Origin of the sequence: Herbaspirillum sp. RV1423 (assembly GCF_000577615.1) — a bacterium.
GTDB lineage: Bacteria > Pseudomonadota > Gammaproteobacteria > Burkholderiales > Burkholderiaceae_D > Herbaspirillum.
In genome coordinates this window covers 1-17,435 of sequence record NZ_CBXX010000041.1, presented here as the reverse complement: position 1 = coordinate 17,435, position 17,435 = coordinate 1, and the positions used below count along the sequence as shown (strand labels likewise).

Annotated in this window: 14 protein-coding genes; 10 read left to right on the top strand and 4 right to left on the bottom strand. The window is 57.3% G+C overall.

Annotation, left to right across the window (positions count from 1 at the left end; all coding sequences use genetic code 11):
• Window positions 1-20: 20 nt before the first annotated feature.
• From gcvA to RV1423_RS24365, 3 genes are all read left to right on the top strand, one after another.
• The gene (gene gcvA, locus RV1423_RS24375; RefSeq protein ID WP_034302639.1) at window positions 21-923 is read left to right on the top strand and encodes a transcriptional regulator GcvA; all 903 of its coding nucleotides are present in this window, start codon (window positions 21-23) and stop codon (window positions 921-923) included.
• Window positions 924-1,010: 87 nt separating this feature from the next.
• On the top strand, window positions 1,011-1,838 hold the full coding sequence (locus RV1423_RS24370; protein ID WP_034302636.1) for a DMT family transporter: 828 nt from the start codon (window positions 1,011-1,013) through the stop codon (window positions 1,836-1,838).
• A 63-nt stretch (window positions 1,839-1,901) separates the two neighbouring features.
• The gene (locus tag RV1423_RS24365; protein ID WP_034302633.1) at window positions 1,902-2,663 is read left to right on the top strand and encodes an SDR family oxidoreductase; all 762 of its coding nucleotides are present in this window, start codon (window positions 1,902-1,904) and stop codon (window positions 2,661-2,663) included.
• 44 nt (window positions 2,664-2,707) lie between these two features.
• Here RV1423_RS24365 and RV1423_RS24360 read toward each other — a convergent pair whose 3' ends face one another.
• Window positions 2,708-3,601 (bottom strand): LysR substrate-binding domain-containing protein, encoded by an 894-nt coding sequence (locus tag RV1423_RS24360; protein ID WP_034302630.1) that lies wholly within the window; start codon window positions 3,599-3,601, stop codon window positions 2,708-2,710.
• A 166-nt stretch (window positions 3,602-3,767) separates the two neighbouring features.
• Between RV1423_RS24360 and RV1423_RS24355 the strand changes: the two genes are divergently transcribed.
• Genes RV1423_RS24355 through RV1423_RS24345 form a run of 3 tightly spaced genes read left to right on the top strand, consistent with a single transcriptional unit; the run spans window position 3,768 to window position 5,514 of the window.
• Window positions 3,768-4,313 (top strand): hypothetical protein, encoded by a 546-nt coding sequence (locus RV1423_RS24355; RefSeq protein ID WP_034302628.1) that lies wholly within the window; start codon window positions 3,768-3,770, stop codon window positions 4,311-4,313.
• Window positions 4,314-4,320: 7 nt separating this feature from the next.
• Complete coding sequence (locus tag RV1423_RS24350; RefSeq protein WP_034302626.1) at window positions 4,321-4,647, top strand: hypothetical protein; 327 nt, start codon at window positions 4,321-4,323, stop codon at window positions 4,645-4,647.
• A gap of 21 nt (window positions 4,648-4,668) precedes the next feature.
• Entirely contained in the window at window positions 4,669-5,514 is an 846-nt protein-coding gene (locus tag RV1423_RS24345) for an MBL fold metallo-hydrolase (RefSeq protein ID WP_034302624.1), read from the top strand.
• Window positions 5,515-5,750: 236 nt separating this feature from the next.
• Here the strand turns inward: RV1423_RS24345 and RV1423_RS24340 are convergent, their stop codons facing one another.
• Together RV1423_RS24340 and RV1423_RS24335 are read right to left on the bottom strand one after the other, a co-directional pair.
• On the bottom strand, window positions 5,751-8,432 hold the full coding sequence (locus RV1423_RS24340) for an autotransporter outer membrane beta-barrel domain-containing protein (protein ID WP_231502497.1): 2,682 nt from the start codon (window positions 8,430-8,432) through the stop codon (window positions 5,751-5,753).
• Between the two features lie 725 nt (window positions 8,433-9,157).
• Window positions 9,158-11,344 (bottom strand): autotransporter domain-containing protein, encoded by a 2,187-nt coding sequence (locus RV1423_RS24335; protein WP_034302622.1) that lies wholly within the window; start codon window positions 11,342-11,344, stop codon window positions 9,158-9,160.
• A gap of 469 nt (window positions 11,345-11,813) precedes the next feature.
• Here RV1423_RS24335 and RV1423_RS24330 point away from each other — a divergent pair, with 469 nt between their 5' ends.
• Genes RV1423_RS24330 through cysC form a run of 4 tightly spaced genes read left to right on the top strand, consistent with a single transcriptional unit; the run spans window position 11,814 to window position 16,582 of the window.
• Window positions 11,814-13,922, top strand: coding sequence for a tetratricopeptide repeat-containing sulfotransferase family protein (locus RV1423_RS24330; protein WP_034302620.1), 2,109 nt, complete (start codon window positions 11,814-11,816; stop codon window positions 13,920-13,922).
• The gene (locus RV1423_RS24325; RefSeq protein WP_034302619.1) at window positions 13,919-15,097 is read left to right on the top strand and encodes a glycosyl transferase family 8; all 1,179 of its coding nucleotides are present in this window, start codon (window positions 13,919-13,921) and stop codon (window positions 15,095-15,097) included. The genes RV1423_RS24330 and RV1423_RS24325 overlap by 4 nt, the downstream gene beginning before the upstream one ends.
• The gene (locus tag RV1423_RS24320) at window positions 15,094-15,927 is read left to right on the top strand and encodes an alpha/beta hydrolase (protein ID WP_034302617.1); all 834 of its coding nucleotides are present in this window, start codon (window positions 15,094-15,096) and stop codon (window positions 15,925-15,927) included. Before RV1423_RS24325 ends, RV1423_RS24320 begins: the two co-directional genes overlap by 4 nt.
• Before the next feature lie 49 nt (window positions 15,928-15,976).
• Window positions 15,977-16,582, top strand: coding sequence for an adenylyl-sulfate kinase (gene cysC / locus RV1423_RS24315; RefSeq protein WP_034302732.1), 606 nt, complete (start codon window positions 15,977-15,979; stop codon window positions 16,580-16,582).
• 188 nt (window positions 16,583-16,770) lie between these two features.
• Here cysC and RV1423_RS24310 read toward each other — a convergent pair.
• The coding region (locus RV1423_RS24310) for a transposase (protein ID WP_034302615.1) at window positions 16,771-17,435 on the bottom strand (665 nt) is incomplete at its 5' end.

Below are 17,435 nucleotides of genomic sequence, written 5' to 3'. Positions count from 1 at the left end.
TGCATCCCCGGAGATAACCCATGAGAGACCTGCCTCCCACTGCCACGTTACGCGCCTTCGAAGTCGCTACCAGGCATGCCACTTTCACTTCCGCAGCGGAAGAACTGCACGTCACCCAGAGCGCGGTCAGTCATCAGCTCAGACATCTTGAGGAACTCTGGGGAGTGCAACTGTTCCAGCGCGGCAAGTCGCTGACGCTCACACCCGCAGGGACGGTGCTGGCTCCGGTGGTGCGCGAATTCTTCATGAAGCTTGAGGCGACACTGGCCGACTTGCGCGAGCAAAAGGGGCGAGTACGGCTCAAGGTCAGTACGACCTATTCCTTTGCACTGAAATGGCTGTTGCCGAGGCTTCCGGAGTTGGCCAGACAGCATCCGGAAATCCTTGTCACGCTGGAGACCACTGACGCCGCGATCAACTTCACGCCGGCCGAACCCGATGTGGCGATCCGTTTCGGCACCGGGAATTACCCCAGCCTGCATTCCGAGTTCCTGTTCCGGGAACAGATCTTCCCGGTGGCCAACCCACCATTACTGGAACGCCTTGGCATGCCGCGCAAGCCGGCCGACCTGCTGCACTATCCGTTGCTGACGCGCGCCGGCGCGGACATGGTGCCGAAATGGGACCTGTGGTTCCAGCAGGCCGGCGTAGCCGTGTCCGCCTTCAGGGAGAGCGTGCGCTTCGCCGACACCAACATGACCATCGAAGCAGCACTACTGGGGCAGGGCGTGGCGCTAGCGCGTAGCGGGCACGTAGAAAATGAGCTCGCTGACGGCAGCCTGGTCAAGTTGTTCAAGATTGCGCTGCCATCGCCGCTGGCCTACTACTTCGTCTGTCCGAAAGGAATTGAGGCCCAACCGCACGTTGCAATCTTCCGTGAGTGGGTCATGGCCGAATCCATCAAGGCCGGCGAGAGTTACTGAGCATTGGCGCCATCGCGTGAGTATTTACTCATGCCCCGATGAGGAGACTTCGCTTTAGTCCTGGCGCGAACATGCTTACCATGGCGCATGCCTTTTCATATTGTTCTGCTCATTCTCTTCGCAGCGTCACTGCATGCCGTCTGGAACGCCCTGCTGCGCGCAGGTGAAGACCGCCTGTGGTCGATGACGGTGATGTGTCTGGCGGTCGCCATTGCCAGCGTCATAGCAGCCTTGTTGCTTGCACCGCCAGCCAGTGCCAGTTGGAGCTATGCCGCGTACTCGGCTGTGCTGCACGTCGGCTATAACCTGTTTCTGGTGCGCAGTTACCGCGTCGGCGACCTCGGCCAAACCTATCCGATCGCGCGTGGTTGCTCCCCCATCCTGGTGAGCATCGGGGCGACTCTATTCGCCGGCGAGAAGTTGGAGGCAGTCACCATGCTGGGGATTGCGCTGGTGTCGGGCGGGATCATTTCCCTCGCGTTCAAAGGACGCAAACTCCAGGTTCCCAGCCTGCCGTATGCCTTGGGCACCGGCTGCTTCATCGCCGCCTACAGTGTGGTGGACGGCATCGGAGTACGCCTTTCAGGGGCACCGATGGCCTATACCGCGTGGATGTCTGCGCTGTGGGGAGTCCTGATGCCGGCAGTATATGTAGGCCTGCGCGGGACTCGCAACCTGTTTTCGGTCCGTCCTGGTTTCGGTACTGCCTTCGCCGGCGGCCTGGTGTCGCTGCTGGCCTATGGCATTGTCATCTACGCCATGTCTGGTGCGCCCATTGGGGTTGTATCGGCACTGCGTGAAACCAGCGTGCTGTTCGCGGCGCTGATTGGCTACCTGTTCCTGGGCGAATCCCTGAGCACTCCGCGGCTGCTGGCTTGCGCGGCGATCACCGCCGGCACAATCATGATCGGTTAACCATTTGGCCGCTCGGATCCGGTTGGCGCATACGGTTTTATTTCACTAAGCGGAGGTCCTACAATGAATGCCGATACACAAGCGCCGGTCATCCTGATCACTGGCGGCAGTCGCGGTGTGGGTGCAGCAAGCGCGCGGCTGGCTGCCATCCGGGGCTACGACGTGGCGCTGAGCTACGTCTCCAACGAGACGGCGGCCCAGGCGGTCGTCGCCGATGTGCGCAAGCTCGGGCGGCGTGCCATGGCCAGGCAGGCCGACAGCGCCGACCCGGTGCAGGTGGCACGGCTGTTCGATGCGATCGACGACGAATTCGGCCGTATCGACGTACTGGTCAACAACGCTGCCATTCTCGAGCGACAGTCGCGGCTGGAAGATCTGGGCTTTGCGCGGATGCAGCGTGTCTTCGCAGTCAACGCGATTGGCCCCATCCTGTGCGCGCAGCAAGCGGTCAGGCGTATGGCCTACCGCCACAAGGGGCGAGGCGGCGTGGTGATCAACATCTCGTCAGCGTCCGCCCGGCTCGGCAGTCCGAACGAATACGTCGACTATGCGGCTTCCAAGGGCGCACTGGAGACCTTCACGACCGGATTCGCCAAAGAGGTAGCGCGCGAAGGGATACGCGTCAACTGCATCCGCCCCGGGCACATTTACACCGAGATGCACGCCAGCGGCGGCGAACCTGGCAGGGTAGATCGCGTCAAGGATTCCATCCCTATGGGGCGGGGCGGCCAGCCGGAAGAGGTTGCTCGCGCCGTCCTGTGGTTGGCGAGCGAGGAGGCTTCCTTCATCACTGGCACTTTCCTCGATGTTACCGGTGGCAAGTGATGGGTTAATCGAGAGCAATTCTTCGCATAGCGATAAAGCCGGGCTTATGGCGTTAAGCCACGGGCTTCGTGAAGAACCCATTTCGAGAATATCTGAAGTGGCCCCTCACTCAACTCTATTGGTTCAGGAAGAACGAGGCAGAAGTTCTTGGCAGTCGTTTTGCTGTCCGGCCAAGGCGCGACCAAACGGCCTTGTTCAAGCTCTGCACCGATGTAAAGACGCGGCACCAACGCAACCCCCAAGCCAGCCAGCGCCGCCTCTATCAGCATGGAATGAAGATCATAACGTGCGCCAACCGCCGAATTGGTCAGTACGATGCCGACCTCTTCAGCATAAAGCTGCCACGCATCCGGATTTTGTCGCCTGTGAAGACGAGGCAGCTTATCCAGCGAGATGTCCGCATCGGCGCCGGCGAGGAGCGCTGGATTGCAGACGGGCACAAGTACCTCCTCCAGCAGGTGATGCAGATGCATGCCCGTCCACGCTGGATGATCAAAATGAATTGCCGCGTCGAAACCGCTACCCGTAAGAATGAAAGGTTCCATGCGCTCGGCAATATGCACGGTAATGTTCGGATACTGGTCCTGAAAGCGTTTCAGCCTCGGAATCAGCCAACGGGTAGCGAAGGTCGGAATGGCGGCGATGTCGATACTCCCACCGTCGATAGGCTGCCCCATCACATAGAGGCTGTCCCGTTCCAGCCGGTCCAGAATCTCGCGGACCTGTATGGCATATCGCGTACCGTTCGGCGCAAGCCGTACCCGGTTTCCAACGCGCTGAAACAGCGCAACACCCAAAAAAACTTCCAACCGGCTGATCTGACGGCTGACAGCGCCTTCGGTCAGCGACAACTCTTCGGCAGCACGGGCGAAGCTGCTGTGTCGCGCTGCGGCCTCAAAGGCTAGCAGCGCAGAATTACTCGGAACCTTACGTCGCATTGAATTCTCGCCAGATTGGGATGCGCTTGATTAAGCATGAGGAAATGTCACTGAATGCTGATTTTATATCGATATATGTGCAGAAAATATTAGATTAGCATTACCTTGCTGCAATAATAACTGATTGGTCGCAGCAATATACTCGCCCGTTGCAAATGATAATCTGATGATTTACACCGTCGAATGCAGCTTTGCCGATCCCAAAAGCGAAGCGGAATGGAACGACTTCTATAGTCTCGAAAAATTATTCGCACTGATCTCAGTCACCGGCTTTCACACTTCTGAGCGCTTCAAGGCGTTAAGCGATGGTTGCCCGTTCTATCTGGCCATCCACACCATCGACGGCCTCGATATCTTGACGGGAGAGGAATACCGCCAAAAAGGTGGCGGCAACTTCGCCAGGTGGCAGCAATACATCACCGACTGGCATCGAAACCTGTACAGCGATGTCGGCTTGGCGCCCGCCGCGGGTGCAGACGAACTTCTCGTTCTTTGTGCGAACGGTCCGGAGCCTCTGACGCAGATAGGTCTTATACCGCTGGCCATGCACTCGCTTGCACTTGAAAAATTCACCCAACGCCGTTGGCTAGCAAAAATGTCTCGACGAAATGCTCCGCTAACCAAGCACCTGCGCCAAGGCATTTATATCTATTCCCCGCTGACTGAACAACTGACTAGTTTCGGCAGCACTCCGACTGAACCGACGAAATAGGTTGAGCATGCCCAATGTTACTTTCCATATCGCTACAAAGAAAATGCCATCCGATGAGAAGCTTGCAGAACTTTCGCGCGATTGCATCGAACTCTGCACGCGAGTCCTTCAAGCTGCGCTCAAAAACGTACACGTCATCTATGTTGAAGTTCGGCATGGCCACGGACATCCGGTCTTTGCCGAGGTTCAGTACCGACTTGAGACGTTTCGCACGCCACAGGTAATGAACGAATTTACGGAAGCGTTAGACAACGCCATTGTGCGCTGCACCGGCCTCACCGCGCGCATCCGTTGCTTTGCTTATGCCACGGCCAACATCCATGCTAGAAATTGAGCGCTCCTCTACAGGATAAATATGTCCACCTCTACCTTTCCAAGCCAGCGAGTCGGCGATTTTACGATCACCGCGATCAGTGACGGCTACCTGTCCGCCAGCCTGGACTTCCTGTCTAATATCGACCCATCAGAGGCCTCCAGAATGCAAAGTGATGCAGGGCAGAAGGAAGCTTCCGCCGTGCATATCAACTGCTACGTGGTGCGCGGAGCAGGCCGCACCATTCTCATCGATAGCGGGGCTGGAGGCATCAAGCAATGGGGCGGCCACCTGAAAACCAATTTATCGCTTGCTGGCATCGAACCGTCAGAGATCGATACCATCCTGCTCACACACGCCCATCCCGACCATGTCGGAGGGCTGGTGGACAAGGCCGGACAAATTGCTTTTCCGAATGCGGAGCTTGTTGCTCATCAGAGAGAGGTCGAATTTTGGCAGGATGACGGCAATCTAAGTCGCGCCAGCGAGCGTGCTCGCGGTAACTTTCTGATAGCACGACAAGTGTTTGAAGGCTACCGCGACCAGCTCCGTACTTTCGATGCGGGGGAGGTTCTTGCCGGTATCAGCGCGATGCCGCTACCGGGACACACAGATGGGCACTCTGGATATCTTCTCGAATCCCATGATCAGGGCCTGCTGGTTTGGGGGGATATTGTTCATTTTCCTCATATCCAGATTAAACGGCCTGACGTATCGATCGCATTCGATCAAGACCCTTCTCTGGCAGCCGCCACACGCTCACGGCTTCTGGACCTGGTCAGTTCGGAAGGACTTTTGATCGCCGGCATGCATTTGGGAGAGTTGGGCTTTGCGCGAATAAAGCGAATGGGCGGGAGCTACGGTCTACTCTATGAGACCGTAGCATGAGGCCGTGGACAGAAGCAATCATGTTTGACATCACACGGGGCCTTGCACTGTAGTAACTGCGAATGCAATGGCGCGGTGATAACAGCAACGTCGGTCGCTTCGTGCTTGCCACGAGGTGAAACAAACGCATGAACGTCCGACCGACAATGCATATGAAGGCCGATTGCGGCCATCTGGAAAGCAGCGCCAAAGCGCTTCATTTTTCTCGGAAAGGCGGCAGCATTCCTTCAACCTGTCTAGAACCGCATTTTAAAACCAGCCGTGGCGGACACACTATAGCTGCTCTTAAGATCGCTGTCGGCGGCCACTTCTCCGTAGATGGAGCAGCGTTCGTCCCAGGCGTAGTCTCCGCCCACTCCCACGCCGGCCCAGGTGCGCCCCTGACGCGTGTCAAACGGCGTCCCTGACACAGTTACCCGGGTACCGTCGAGAAATTCACGTTTAAGATTGATCAGACTATACAAGTTGAGCCGGCGCGCCTGTCCGGTAGCGTCCAGCGAGTTGGTTTGGTAGTCGAACGCAAGGCCGAGCCGTCCTTGCAAACTCTCACCCTTGTCACTGTCGACTTGCGCAGCAAACCGATCCTTGAAACCGAAACTGCTCGATACATAGCTCAACTGCGCCTGCGGAATGATGGAGAATCCCGCTCTGACCGGCAACGCCACGCCGCCTTCGACGCTCATTGCATGGCTGCGGGCGACCTGGCCACGGACGAGAGTGCCGGCGAGTCTGGAACTCAGATCGCTGCTGAACCAAGTCGCTTGGGCCTGAGCATCCACATAGGCACCTTGCTGCCCGTACCATGTCAGGGTTGTCCCCACGCCATAGGCCTTGGTGTCGATGTTGCCGTCGCCATAGATCGACGCCACCTGCGTGTCTGCCGTACCGTAGCGGGCGGTCAATCCGCCAACCACGCGCGTGCTGTCTTTCTCGCCGGATAAGACGCGATCCACTCCGAACTGAGCTTGCCATCTGTCGATATCCTGACGGATGGCGCTCGTAGACACCGACGGTCTTAGGTGGCTTGTCTTGCCTTCCACACGTGCCCATACACCATCACGGGCGCGGTCCGCTGCATCGTAGTACCGATTGCCGACCCGTTGGCGCAAGGTGGGAACGTTGCTCAACGCGAGCAACGTATTGGCGTAAGCTTCATAGACAGGGACGCCCGGTTGATAGAGCGGGCCGTCACCTCCGCCAGAAATCCCGGCCGCCAGCAGCGACGAGCGCAGATACCAATCACCGTCGGCCAAGTCTTTCTGGAGAACGTAACCATATGCGCCGGCTATCAAGGCGGACTGGCCGCCTATGATGTAGTTTCCATTGGCCAGATTGAATTGTCCGTTTGATGCACCGTTCACTTGCACAACCTGAATGCCTTGCTGCGTTTGTGCGCCGAGGCCACCGACATTCACTATAGTGACCGGCGTAACGCCCGCAGTGGTCCCCGTGACCACAAGACGATCAGTAGGGGAGCTGTCGTTTCCAAGTTGGGTTTTAATTTCGAGGCCGCCGCCCAGGGGGATGTAGTTTCCGGCGATGGTCAGCGTCCCAAAGCTGCCGGCGTGACCAGGAGCGATCATGCCTAGATTGGTTGTTGTCCCGACTTGACCTGTGCCTGTCAGTCGGCCGGCCGATGACACGTTGGTGGTGCCACCGAGCACCCCGTCAACTTGCAATGTTCCCGCCTGAACGACGGTGTTGCCAGTGAAGGTCGCACTGTTTCCCGTCAGCGTCAGCGTCCCAAGGCCCAATTTGTTAAAGCTGGAGGTCCCGGTGAATACGGTACTGATATTGATGCCAAATGTATTGGTATCGAACCAGGCACCTTCGGTCCCCACGGTCAGTGCTCCGAAACCGTTCAGGAAATTGGTTTCATTTCGTGTCGCACGCAGAATGCCACCGTTAAGATTGAGAATTGCGACAACGCCACTTCCCTTGATCACCGAACCGGTCTCGAGTACGCCACGTCCGCTGGCATCTCCTAGCAGATTCAGCGTTCCGCTGGACGAGCCCGCCCTGGAGACCAAGACATTGGTACCGACATGTATCAGGCCGCCTTTGTCGATGTTCACTGTTCCCGTACCCGCGTCGCCAACGGAAAGGAAGTCGCGGATCGTCCAAGTTGAGACATCGCCGGTTCCGCTTGAAATGTTCACCGTACCCGTACTGCCAGCAAGATAGCCGACATAGCCGGCAGCATTGCCCCCTCCAGGCAGGCTGGTGGTTACCACGCCGCCGTCTAAAATGTTCAACGTACCGATATTCGAGAAACCTACATAGATATTGTTTCCGGCAGCCCAGGTAGAGGCCCTGCCGCTGACATCGCGCCCTGAGACAGTAACCGTACCGACACCTGGCCCAGAGCCGCCATCATTGCCAATAAGGCCTTGGTCACTGCGCACCAGGCCACCGCCGTTGATGAGCACGATACCCGTGCCGGAACTACCGACTAAAATCGGAGAGGAACTGGTCCAGGTCGAAGGATTTCCAAGGGCATCGCCACCGGAAACAGTAACCGTGCCAGTACCACCGTCATTCCCGACAATGCCGTACATATTGCTCACTGTACCCCCACCTGTGAGCGTCAGCGTACCGCCGGCACCGTCACCGACAATGAGATCGCCACCAACTACCCAGACCGGTGTCGAAGCGGGACCCGGAGTCAAAACGCCGGTGCTGGCCACCGATTGCGCACTCGCAGGCCGCATATCATAAGTCGCGCAGACAATGCCGAAAATCGCAGTCGGTAGAAACAAGAAACGGCGAAATCGAACAAGACGACGTTTGTATTTCGAGGTCTGATTTTCACGAGTGAGAACACATCGCGTCTCCTGCGGCAGCAGGTCAATGCATTCATTGATACGGTTGACGACATTTGAGTTGCATGCCGCATCATTATTTTTGTTGTCATCCATGCCTCAAGTCTCCAATTGAGTCGCACAATGGCTTGCATTAAACCTGCAGTCCGGCCGTCTAATCTGAGGAGCAGAATCTCAGGCGCGGGGCGTATATAGCTCTTCACACTCTGTTTTTGATGCCAGGCCGGACGGGCTCGACAGAGTGAAATTTTTCATTTCAGTCGTTGATTGATGAGTCTCGCTAGCGATGCTTCAAATGTTGAGTTCTTGTGTACTAGCCGGATCCTGAGTCACTGACGAATGATATGTGGCGACAGCGGAGCTTGGTCCCGAGGTGCTGGCGATCAACATGACTCCTCATCTAGCTAATATTTTATTTTCTCTGGACCGCTTGAAGCTACGACAACCATTCTTCAGCACCGAAGAAGTTCGTTCATTCAAGGGACACCATTCAAATACATTGTCAGTTTATCGTCAGAAACAAACGCGACTTTAGGGACGAGTAGAAGAAAATGAACCCGTCAAGATGCTGCGAAGTATTTTGGTATTTCTGTGGGAAGGAAGTGAAGAAGCCGCGCGGATTAATATTCCGACGAAGCTTAAGATTTTGAATGGCGGCTTCTGCGATTGCGGACGTCGCGACATGCTAGATTTAAATCACTATCATTAAAAAAGAAAGCCGCGTTTGAACTGACCCCAAAGAGTTGGACAAAAGTCCAACCTTTGGGGTCAGTTCAGTTATGCGGCTTTCCTTTTTGCTGATTGTGAAATCAACTCAACGATCAGAACTGATATCGCAAACGCACGTCAGCAGTTTGTGCGGTATAGCCACGTGCCGCTTCAAGTGTATAACGCGCCGCGAGAGTCAGATTCTGGCTGCGCGCCAGCGTTGCGCCCAGCACCAGCACGCCTGTGTTGGTGTTTGCTGCCGCACCTTGCGTGGTGAAGCTGGTAGCACCGCTGGTGTCGGCGGCGAAGTTTGCGACCGATTGCACGCTGGTGTCGCGATACTCATGCCGCCAGCTCAGTTGCGCCGACGGTGTGATCTCGCCAAACGAAGTCTTGAAAGAGCGTTCCAGCTTCGCACCCAGATCGCTCTTCAGCGAGGATGTGCTGCCGGAGTTGACCCGCAAGGCGGCAACGCTGCCGGTTTCGGTATAGGCATCCTGCGTCATGCGGCTGTAGGTCAGGCCGGCAATCGGCGTGAGCGTTGTCATGGCGTCGAGTTTGATGGGATAGCCTGCCTGCACCGACGCAACATATTGCGTGCCGTCGAACTGGCCGGCAGCGTTGCCGCTGAAGCCGGTATAGCTGACGTTGCGCAGCGTGTTGTACTTTTGCCGGACGATGCCCCCCGACAGATTCAGATACCAGCTCTCAGCCGTATAGCCGCCGTAGCCGGTCAATCCGTACCCTTTGATGTGCGCCGAGCTGCCGGTGTTGTCGCCGCCGCTGTTGACCGACGTGTCGGCATAGCTGAACACGCCACCGACACGCCATTGATCATTGAGTGCCGTATCGGCGCCGATCAGCAAACCACTGTAGCCAGCGCGATAGCCGCTACCGGCTGCACGATTTCCCTGGTTCGCCTGTCCGCCGAAAGCCTGACCCCACAGCGCAATATCGCTGGCGCGTTCGCCGGTCGAGACGCCACTACCAGAGGCTTGCGCTGTCCGTAAAGTGTCGACGTGCGATGACGTGACGTTGAGTACTGCTTGTGTTGTCACCTGCGCAGACTGGATGGCCGAAGCAGTATTGGCGGCCGGGCTTAATTGTGCACCGGCGCGATTGGCCTCGGCAGTGGAGCCGAGCGCCACCGCCGCGTTATACATATTGAGCACGTTGGCATCGGTGCCGTTGTAGCGGAACAAACCATTGAGCGAGGAAACGGCATCGTTGCTCGTGGCGCGGAGGATCGGACTAGTGGATCCTGATGATCTGGCGCCCAAGGTCAGGATCAGATCTGTCAGAGCGGCGTTGCCACTGTCTACAACGCTGGCGCCTGTCACGACACCGTCGTAGCCGGTCGCAGAATAGTTCAGTGCGCCGGCATTGTAGTTGGCAGTGGCGGCCTGCACCACCACAAACTTTTGCCCTTGCGCAAAACTATACGTGGTGATCGGTTTGAGCACCACACTGGAACCGGCATCGAATGTGGCGTTACCCGTCGCCACCAGGCGACCATAACCACTGTCGGTACCGACCACACCGCTAGCTATAGCGCCGTTGGCAACGCCGATCAATAGGTTGGCCCCAGCCGCTTGCACATAGTTGCCTGTAATGGTGATCGTATTATTGACTTGCAGGGCGCCGGCAAGATTACTCACCGTATGCGTGCCGACATCGATATTGTCATTCAGGTACTGATTGCCGGACGCAAAGACGACATTGGATGAGGTATTGTGGATCGCACCAATGCCGCCGTTGAATCCGGTCAAGGTTCCGAAGGTGGCGCCACTACCACCATTGATGGTGAGCGCCTGCGTCGAAGAATTATTGATATCGCTGGCGATGGTCCCGGTATTGGTCAAGCTGCCAATCGAACTGCCGGCCACAAATGCCAAGGCTGACGACCCGCTGCTGACGCTTCTGATCAATCCCGAATTGGTCAATGCGGTGATGGTGCCGCCATTGTAAATACCGCCGACGATGGTGCCGCTGTTGGTCAATGATCCGATCGTGCCATTGGCATTATAAATGCCGGTTGATGCCCCCGCGATATAACCGCTGTTGACAAGGGACGACATCGTTCCGCTATTATCGATGCCGTGACTGACCGTGCCGTTAATGGTGCCTGTGTTGGTCAACGTACCGATCGTGCCAGTGTTGCTGATACCGGCCCCGACTCCAGAGATATACCCACTATTAATGAACGATGTCATCGTCCCGGTATTGTCGACACCGTGATTGACCGCGCTGATAATGGCCCCGGCGTTGTTGAGCGTCCCGACTGTACCTGTGGCGGTCAAGATAGTCTGATTGGAATTGCTAACCAGCGTCCCCGCGTTGGTTAGAATAAAGTTGCCACCGTTCCATAGAACCGTCGCTGACGTTGAACCAACGACTGTCGTGTTACTGCTAAACGTGTAAGTGGCAGTCGCATAACTAGGGAGGGGCATTGACAAAGCCCACATTGAGATCGCGCCGCTTACTGCGAGGCTCACTCTGTTAAACCGCGGTTTTTTCATGATTTTTCTTCCTTTTCACGCCACTTTTACGGCAGCGCCCCTCTTAAAGTTGCGATTTAGAAAATATTCGACTAAATTCTCTCAGAATTTTGTTCTTTTGCGTGATTTTTGCCAGTTTCATCCGCCCGCGAGGATGCGTGATAATCCAGTAGGTTCTAGATAAGATTTGAAAGGAATTTTCCTGGCGAGGAGATTTTTACGAAAAATCAATCCGGTTCCTCGTTTACGATTTTGTTGCCGTGGAGTATTTTTGAAGAACAATAATTACCCTGTCGCTCAGCAGCTCACCATTCCGGATGCGCTGAATCAGGCCTACACGCATTGGAATGCGGGGCAGGCGCAGCAAGCTGAACAATTGTGCCTGCGCGTCTTGCAAGTCTTGCCGCAGCAACCGGATGCTTTCCATTTGCTGGGACTGATGGCGCATGCCTACGGCAAACCCGACCTGGCCATCGATTACTTGCGCAAGGCTTGCCTGTTTCCGGCTGTGCCCGCAACGTATCGCAGTAACCTTGCTGAAATGTGCCGCCAAAAAGGCTTGCTGACGGAAGCTGAGCAAGTGGCGCGGCGTGCAGTCGAACAAGAGCCGCAACTGATCGCCGCCTGGAATAATCTGGGCATCATTCTTCAGGAGAGCGGCAAATTTGAAGCCAGTCTGGAATGTCTGCAACGCGTCGTATCGCTGCAACCGGATAACCCCGAGGCGTTTAACAATCTCGCCAACACTTATAAGCGCCTGGATCAACTCGACCAGGCGCAGGAGTGTTACCGGCGTGCGTTGGCACTGCGCCCAGACTATGCTGAAGTGCATAGCAATCTGGCCTTTCTATTAAACGACCTCGGCCGTTTCGACGAGGCTGTTGCTTCCGCCGAACAGGCGATCGACATCAATCCGCAATTGGTGGATGCCTATTTCAATCTGGCGCAGATCGAGATGTCGCGCATGCGCTATGCCGATGCGCAACGCTGGATCGATGCACTTCTGGCGTTCGCGCCGCAGCATGCCGGTGGGTTGACTGCGCGCGCGCAGTTGCTGGTCAACGGTGAGCACTACCACGACGCCTTGGCTTGCGTGCGTCAGGCGCTGACTATTGCGCCCGACAGCGCCAATGCACACAACGTGCTGGGCAAGGTGCTGCAGGCGCTGGGGCTGCACGATGAGGCCGCGCTGGCTTTTGATCGTGCCGCGACGCTGCCGGGTACGGTGGCGGAACAAGCATTGGCGGCACGTGCAGTCTTATTGATGGAAACCGGCAACAAGGAGGAAGCGATCGCCGCCTTTGATCGTACGCTGGAGCGGTTTCCCGGGTCGGTGCGCGTGATGGCGGCGCGCTCAGACAGCAAGACATATCGTACGGACGATCCGGATATCGCCGCTATGGAAGCCGCGCTCGTACGCGCGGTCAAGCCGGCAGTCAGCGATCAGATGAGCCTGCATTTCGCACTGGGTAAAGCCTATCTCGATACGGGAAATTCGGAGCGGGCCTTTTTTCATCTGGACAAAGGCAATGCCCTCAAGCGAGCCAGCTTCAGCTATGACGCAGCCCGGACCGGTGAATGGATGCAAAAAATCGCCGCTGCCTTTACGCCGGCGCTGATGCAAAAATTCAAGGACGCCGGCGCCGCATCGGAGCGCCCGGTTTTCATCATCGGCATGCCGCGTTCAGGTACGACGCTGGTAGAACAGATCCTCGCATCGCATCCTGCTATTCATGGCGCGGGAGAATTGAGCGCTTTGCGCCATGCCGTGGAGCTGGCCGGGATTTTTCCGGATGACATCGCGCGCTGGAACAAGGAGGATTTTGCGCGCATCGGCCGTGATTACTTGTCACGTATCGATGGCCTGGCACCGAATGCTCTGCGCCTGGTCGACAAGATGCCGGCCAATTTTTTGTATGCCGGATTGATTCCGCTGGTTCTCTCCGGCGCGCGCATCATCCATTGCCGTCGTAACCCGGTGGACACCTGCCTGTCCTGTTACAGCAAACACTTTGCCGGCGAGCAGCTATTTGCCTATCGCCTCGATGAGCTTGGCGCATTTCATCTCGAGTATCAGGCCCTGATGGAAAGTCTGCGCAAGGTATCGCCAGCAGATCGTTTCCTTGAAGTCGATTATGAAAGCGTGGTGGACAATCTGGAAGGCGAAGCACGTCGCATGATTTCCTTTGTCGGCATGCCGTGGGACGACGCCTGCCTGAGTTTCCACAAGACCCGCCGTATTGTGCGTACCGCCAGCGTGAGCCAGGTGCGACAGCCGATTTATTCCACCTCGAAGGGGCGCTGGCGTCGGCATGCCGCTTATCTCGGGCCTTTGCTCAATGCGCTTGGTATCGAACAACCGGCTGAAGACGCGCCATGACTGCGCCATCAGCATCACAGATCGACTACGCGGCGATTCAACAGCAGGCGAACGCCTTGCTCAGCGAGGAACGCTTTTCCGACGCTGAATCATTGTTGCGCGCGGCGCTGGCTTCCGGAGCGGGGCCGATTCCGTTATGGAGGCAATTGGTCTTCGCGATTCGTCCGCAAGGAAGGATCGATGAATCCCGGCAGATTCTGGAGATGATCGTGCGCGCTACTCCAGGCGACATGGGGGCACGTTTCGATCTGGCGGAAATTCTGCTGCAGCAGGGAGAGTTCGCGCGCGGCTGGCGTGAATACCGGTTCCGTTACAAGATGGAACACACGACCATGATCGGCCGGCATGTGCAGCGTCCGCGTTGGGAAGGGCAGTCGATCCAAGGCAAGACTCTGCTGATCCATGACGAGCAAGGATACGGCGATACCTTCCAGTTCCTGCGCACGGTGGCCTGGGCGCGCGAGCGCAGCGGCGCGCGCGTGATTCTGGAAGTCAATGCAGACAGCTACGCGCTGGCCAAACGTTGCGCTGGTTATCACGACATCATCCCCTTGGGAACGATTCCTCCGGCATTCGACTTCCATTGCGAACTGATGAGCCTGCCGCTGGCGCTGGGCCTGCAATTGAGTGATCTGCCGGGCAGCACCAATTATCTGAGCGCCGATCCGGCGCGCGTCGACAAATGGCGAGCGCGCCTGGCCTCGTTGCCGCGGCCGCTGGTCGGCCTGGTGTGGGCCGGGCGGCCTGCGCATACCAATGATTCGCGCCGGTCGATGGCGCTGTCCGATCTGGCGCCGCTGGCGCAGGAGGGCGTCACTTTCGTTGCGCTGCAAAAGGGCTCTGCCGCCGCGCAGAGCGCAACACCTCCGACTGGCATGCCGCTGGTGTCGCTGAGCGAAGAGATCCGCGATTTTGAAGATACCGCCGCCATCCTGACGCTGCTCGATGTGCTGATATCGGTCGATTCGTCGCCGGTGCATCTGGCCGGTGCGCTCGGCTGTCCGGCGTGGGTGATGCTACCGTTCGTGCCCGACTGGCGCTGGCTGCTTCAGCGCGACGACACGCCTTGGTATCCCTCGGTGCGTCTGTTCCGCCAGCAAACACGGGGAGAATGGGGGCCGGTACTGCAATCCGTTTCTGCTGAACTAGGCAAACTGCGCGACGGTGCGCCATGACACGTAACTCCGGCCTGGCGGCGTTGGCAACACTGTTGGCGGCATGCCTGATGACCGCTTGCGCCAATGATCCCAACGCACATGCCGACGCCATGGCGCAGCCGGTGGGCCTGCAACGAGATCAGGTGCAAGCCGGTGCATTTATGCTGACGACCTATTCCCGCATCACTCGCCCTGATCAGGCATTGACCGTGTATATCGAAGGCGACGGGCTAGCCTGGCGCAATCGGAATCAACCGTCCGACGACCCCACGCCACGTCGTGCTTTGGGCTTGAGTCTGGCTGTTGCCGACACCGCTCCCAATGTGGTCTATCTGGCGCGGCCTTGCCAATTCACACCGATGTCCGCCAATCCGCGTTGCGCGGTGACATACTGGACCGACAAACGCTATGCCGAAGAAGTCGTGGCGTCGATGAGCATCGCCGTGACGCACTATCTGCATCGCCTGCCGGGGCAACGCGTCAATCTGGTCGGTTATTCGGGCGGCGGCGCATTGGCCGTGCTGATCGCGGCTCGGCGAGATGATGTCGCCAGCTTGCGCACGGTGGCGGGCAATCTCGATCATGTCGCGGTGAATCGCCTGCATCAGGTCAGCCCGATGCCGGACTCGCTCAACGCCATCGACGTTGCGCGACGGGTCGCCGCGGTTCCTCAATTGCACGTCAGTGGCGGCGCAGACAAGGTTGTACCGACATCCGTCACACGCAGTTTTGTCGCCGCCGTCGGAGCCTGTGCGCAGTTGCGCGTGGTTGATGGCATGGACCATGAAAGCGACTGGGCTGGCAAGTGGCCCGAGATGCTCTCCATCAAATTACCTTGTTCCTGGTAGCCGGAGCAACCGGATCGACAACCAATGCCGGCACTTACGAAAGATGATTATGCCCCCAGAGATTCGTAACCTGACTGCAACCGCGCATGCCTTGTCTGCCTCTGATCGCAAGGCACACTACGGACATGCTGGAGGAGTGCTGTGGCTGACAGGCTTGTCCGCCTCCGGAAAATCAAGTCTAGCAATGGCGCTGGAACAGGCGCTCATGGAGCGGGGTTATTCCTGCTATGTGCTTGATGGCGACAATGTGCGCAGCGGCCTCAATGCCAATCTCGGTTTCAGCCCGCAAGACAGGAGCGAGAACATCCGCCGCGTGAGCGAAGTAGCTGCCTTGTTTGCCGATGCAGGACTGATCTGCATCACCGCCTTTATTTCTCCTTATCGTGCCGATCGTGAGCAGGCACGCTTGCGCTGCAAGCAGGCGTTTCATGAAATTCATGTCGCTGCCGATCTCGCGACCTGTGAAGCACGCGATCCAAAGGGCTTGTACAAGAAGGCGCGTGCAGGAGAAATTCGTGAGTTCACAGGTATCAGTGCACCCTACGAGCCACCTGAGCTGCCGGAGTGCGTCATCGATACAGCGTCGGAACCGTTGGCGGCGAGTCTGGAAAAACTTATCGCCTATGTGCTGGCTGTATTGCCGCGTAAGCCATAAACTACCCTGTTACTGAACGGCGGCTCCTGGCCGAGGCTGTGTAAAAACGCTGAATCCATCTAGACGGCCGATATCCAAGTCATTTTAGCGCGACATCGTTGTCGATATAGAGCCCTGCAACGCGACAGCGATTTTCCTTGTTCTAGGAAGTCGCCGCCACCAAACACATCTCCTGACGCTAAGAGCGCCTATGCGCTCATCACCTTCATCAATGCCCCTACGCCGAGTATATTGATCATCCGTTTCATGTTGTATGCCAGGACATGCAAGCTCATCTCGGTGCTCACCCGGGCCTTGGTTTTAGTCAGGAAGTGTGTCGCGCCCATCCATGCCTTGATGGTGCCGAATGGATGCTCAACCGTTTGGCGACGAATCCGCATCGCCTCGGGCGTCCTTTCCAGCCGCTCCTGCATGGCCTCCAGTACAGACTCATGCTCCCATCGTGTCACGCGCCGTTGTGGACTTGGCGTGCATGCGGATTTGAGCGAGCACTGCTGGCAATGCGAGCTCCAATAACGGTGCAAATTCAGCCCTTTCTCTTTGCTCGTAAAGCGCCATATCAAGCGCTCTCCGGCGGGACACTGATATTCGTTGGCGCGTGCGTCGTAAATGAAGTCTGCTTTGCCAAACCGACCTTCAGCAGAGGCATTGGAGGTCAGGTTCTTGGGCACGATCACATCGATGCCCGCTTGTGTGCACGCCAGGATTTCTTCGCCTTTGAAGTAACCACGATCAGCAACGACTGTCAGCGATGTAGCGCCAGTCGCGGCTTGCGCTTGCCGGCTCATTGAGTGCAGTTGATCCCGGTCGCTCCCGATGTTGGTCACCTCGTGCGCCACAATCAGATGATGCT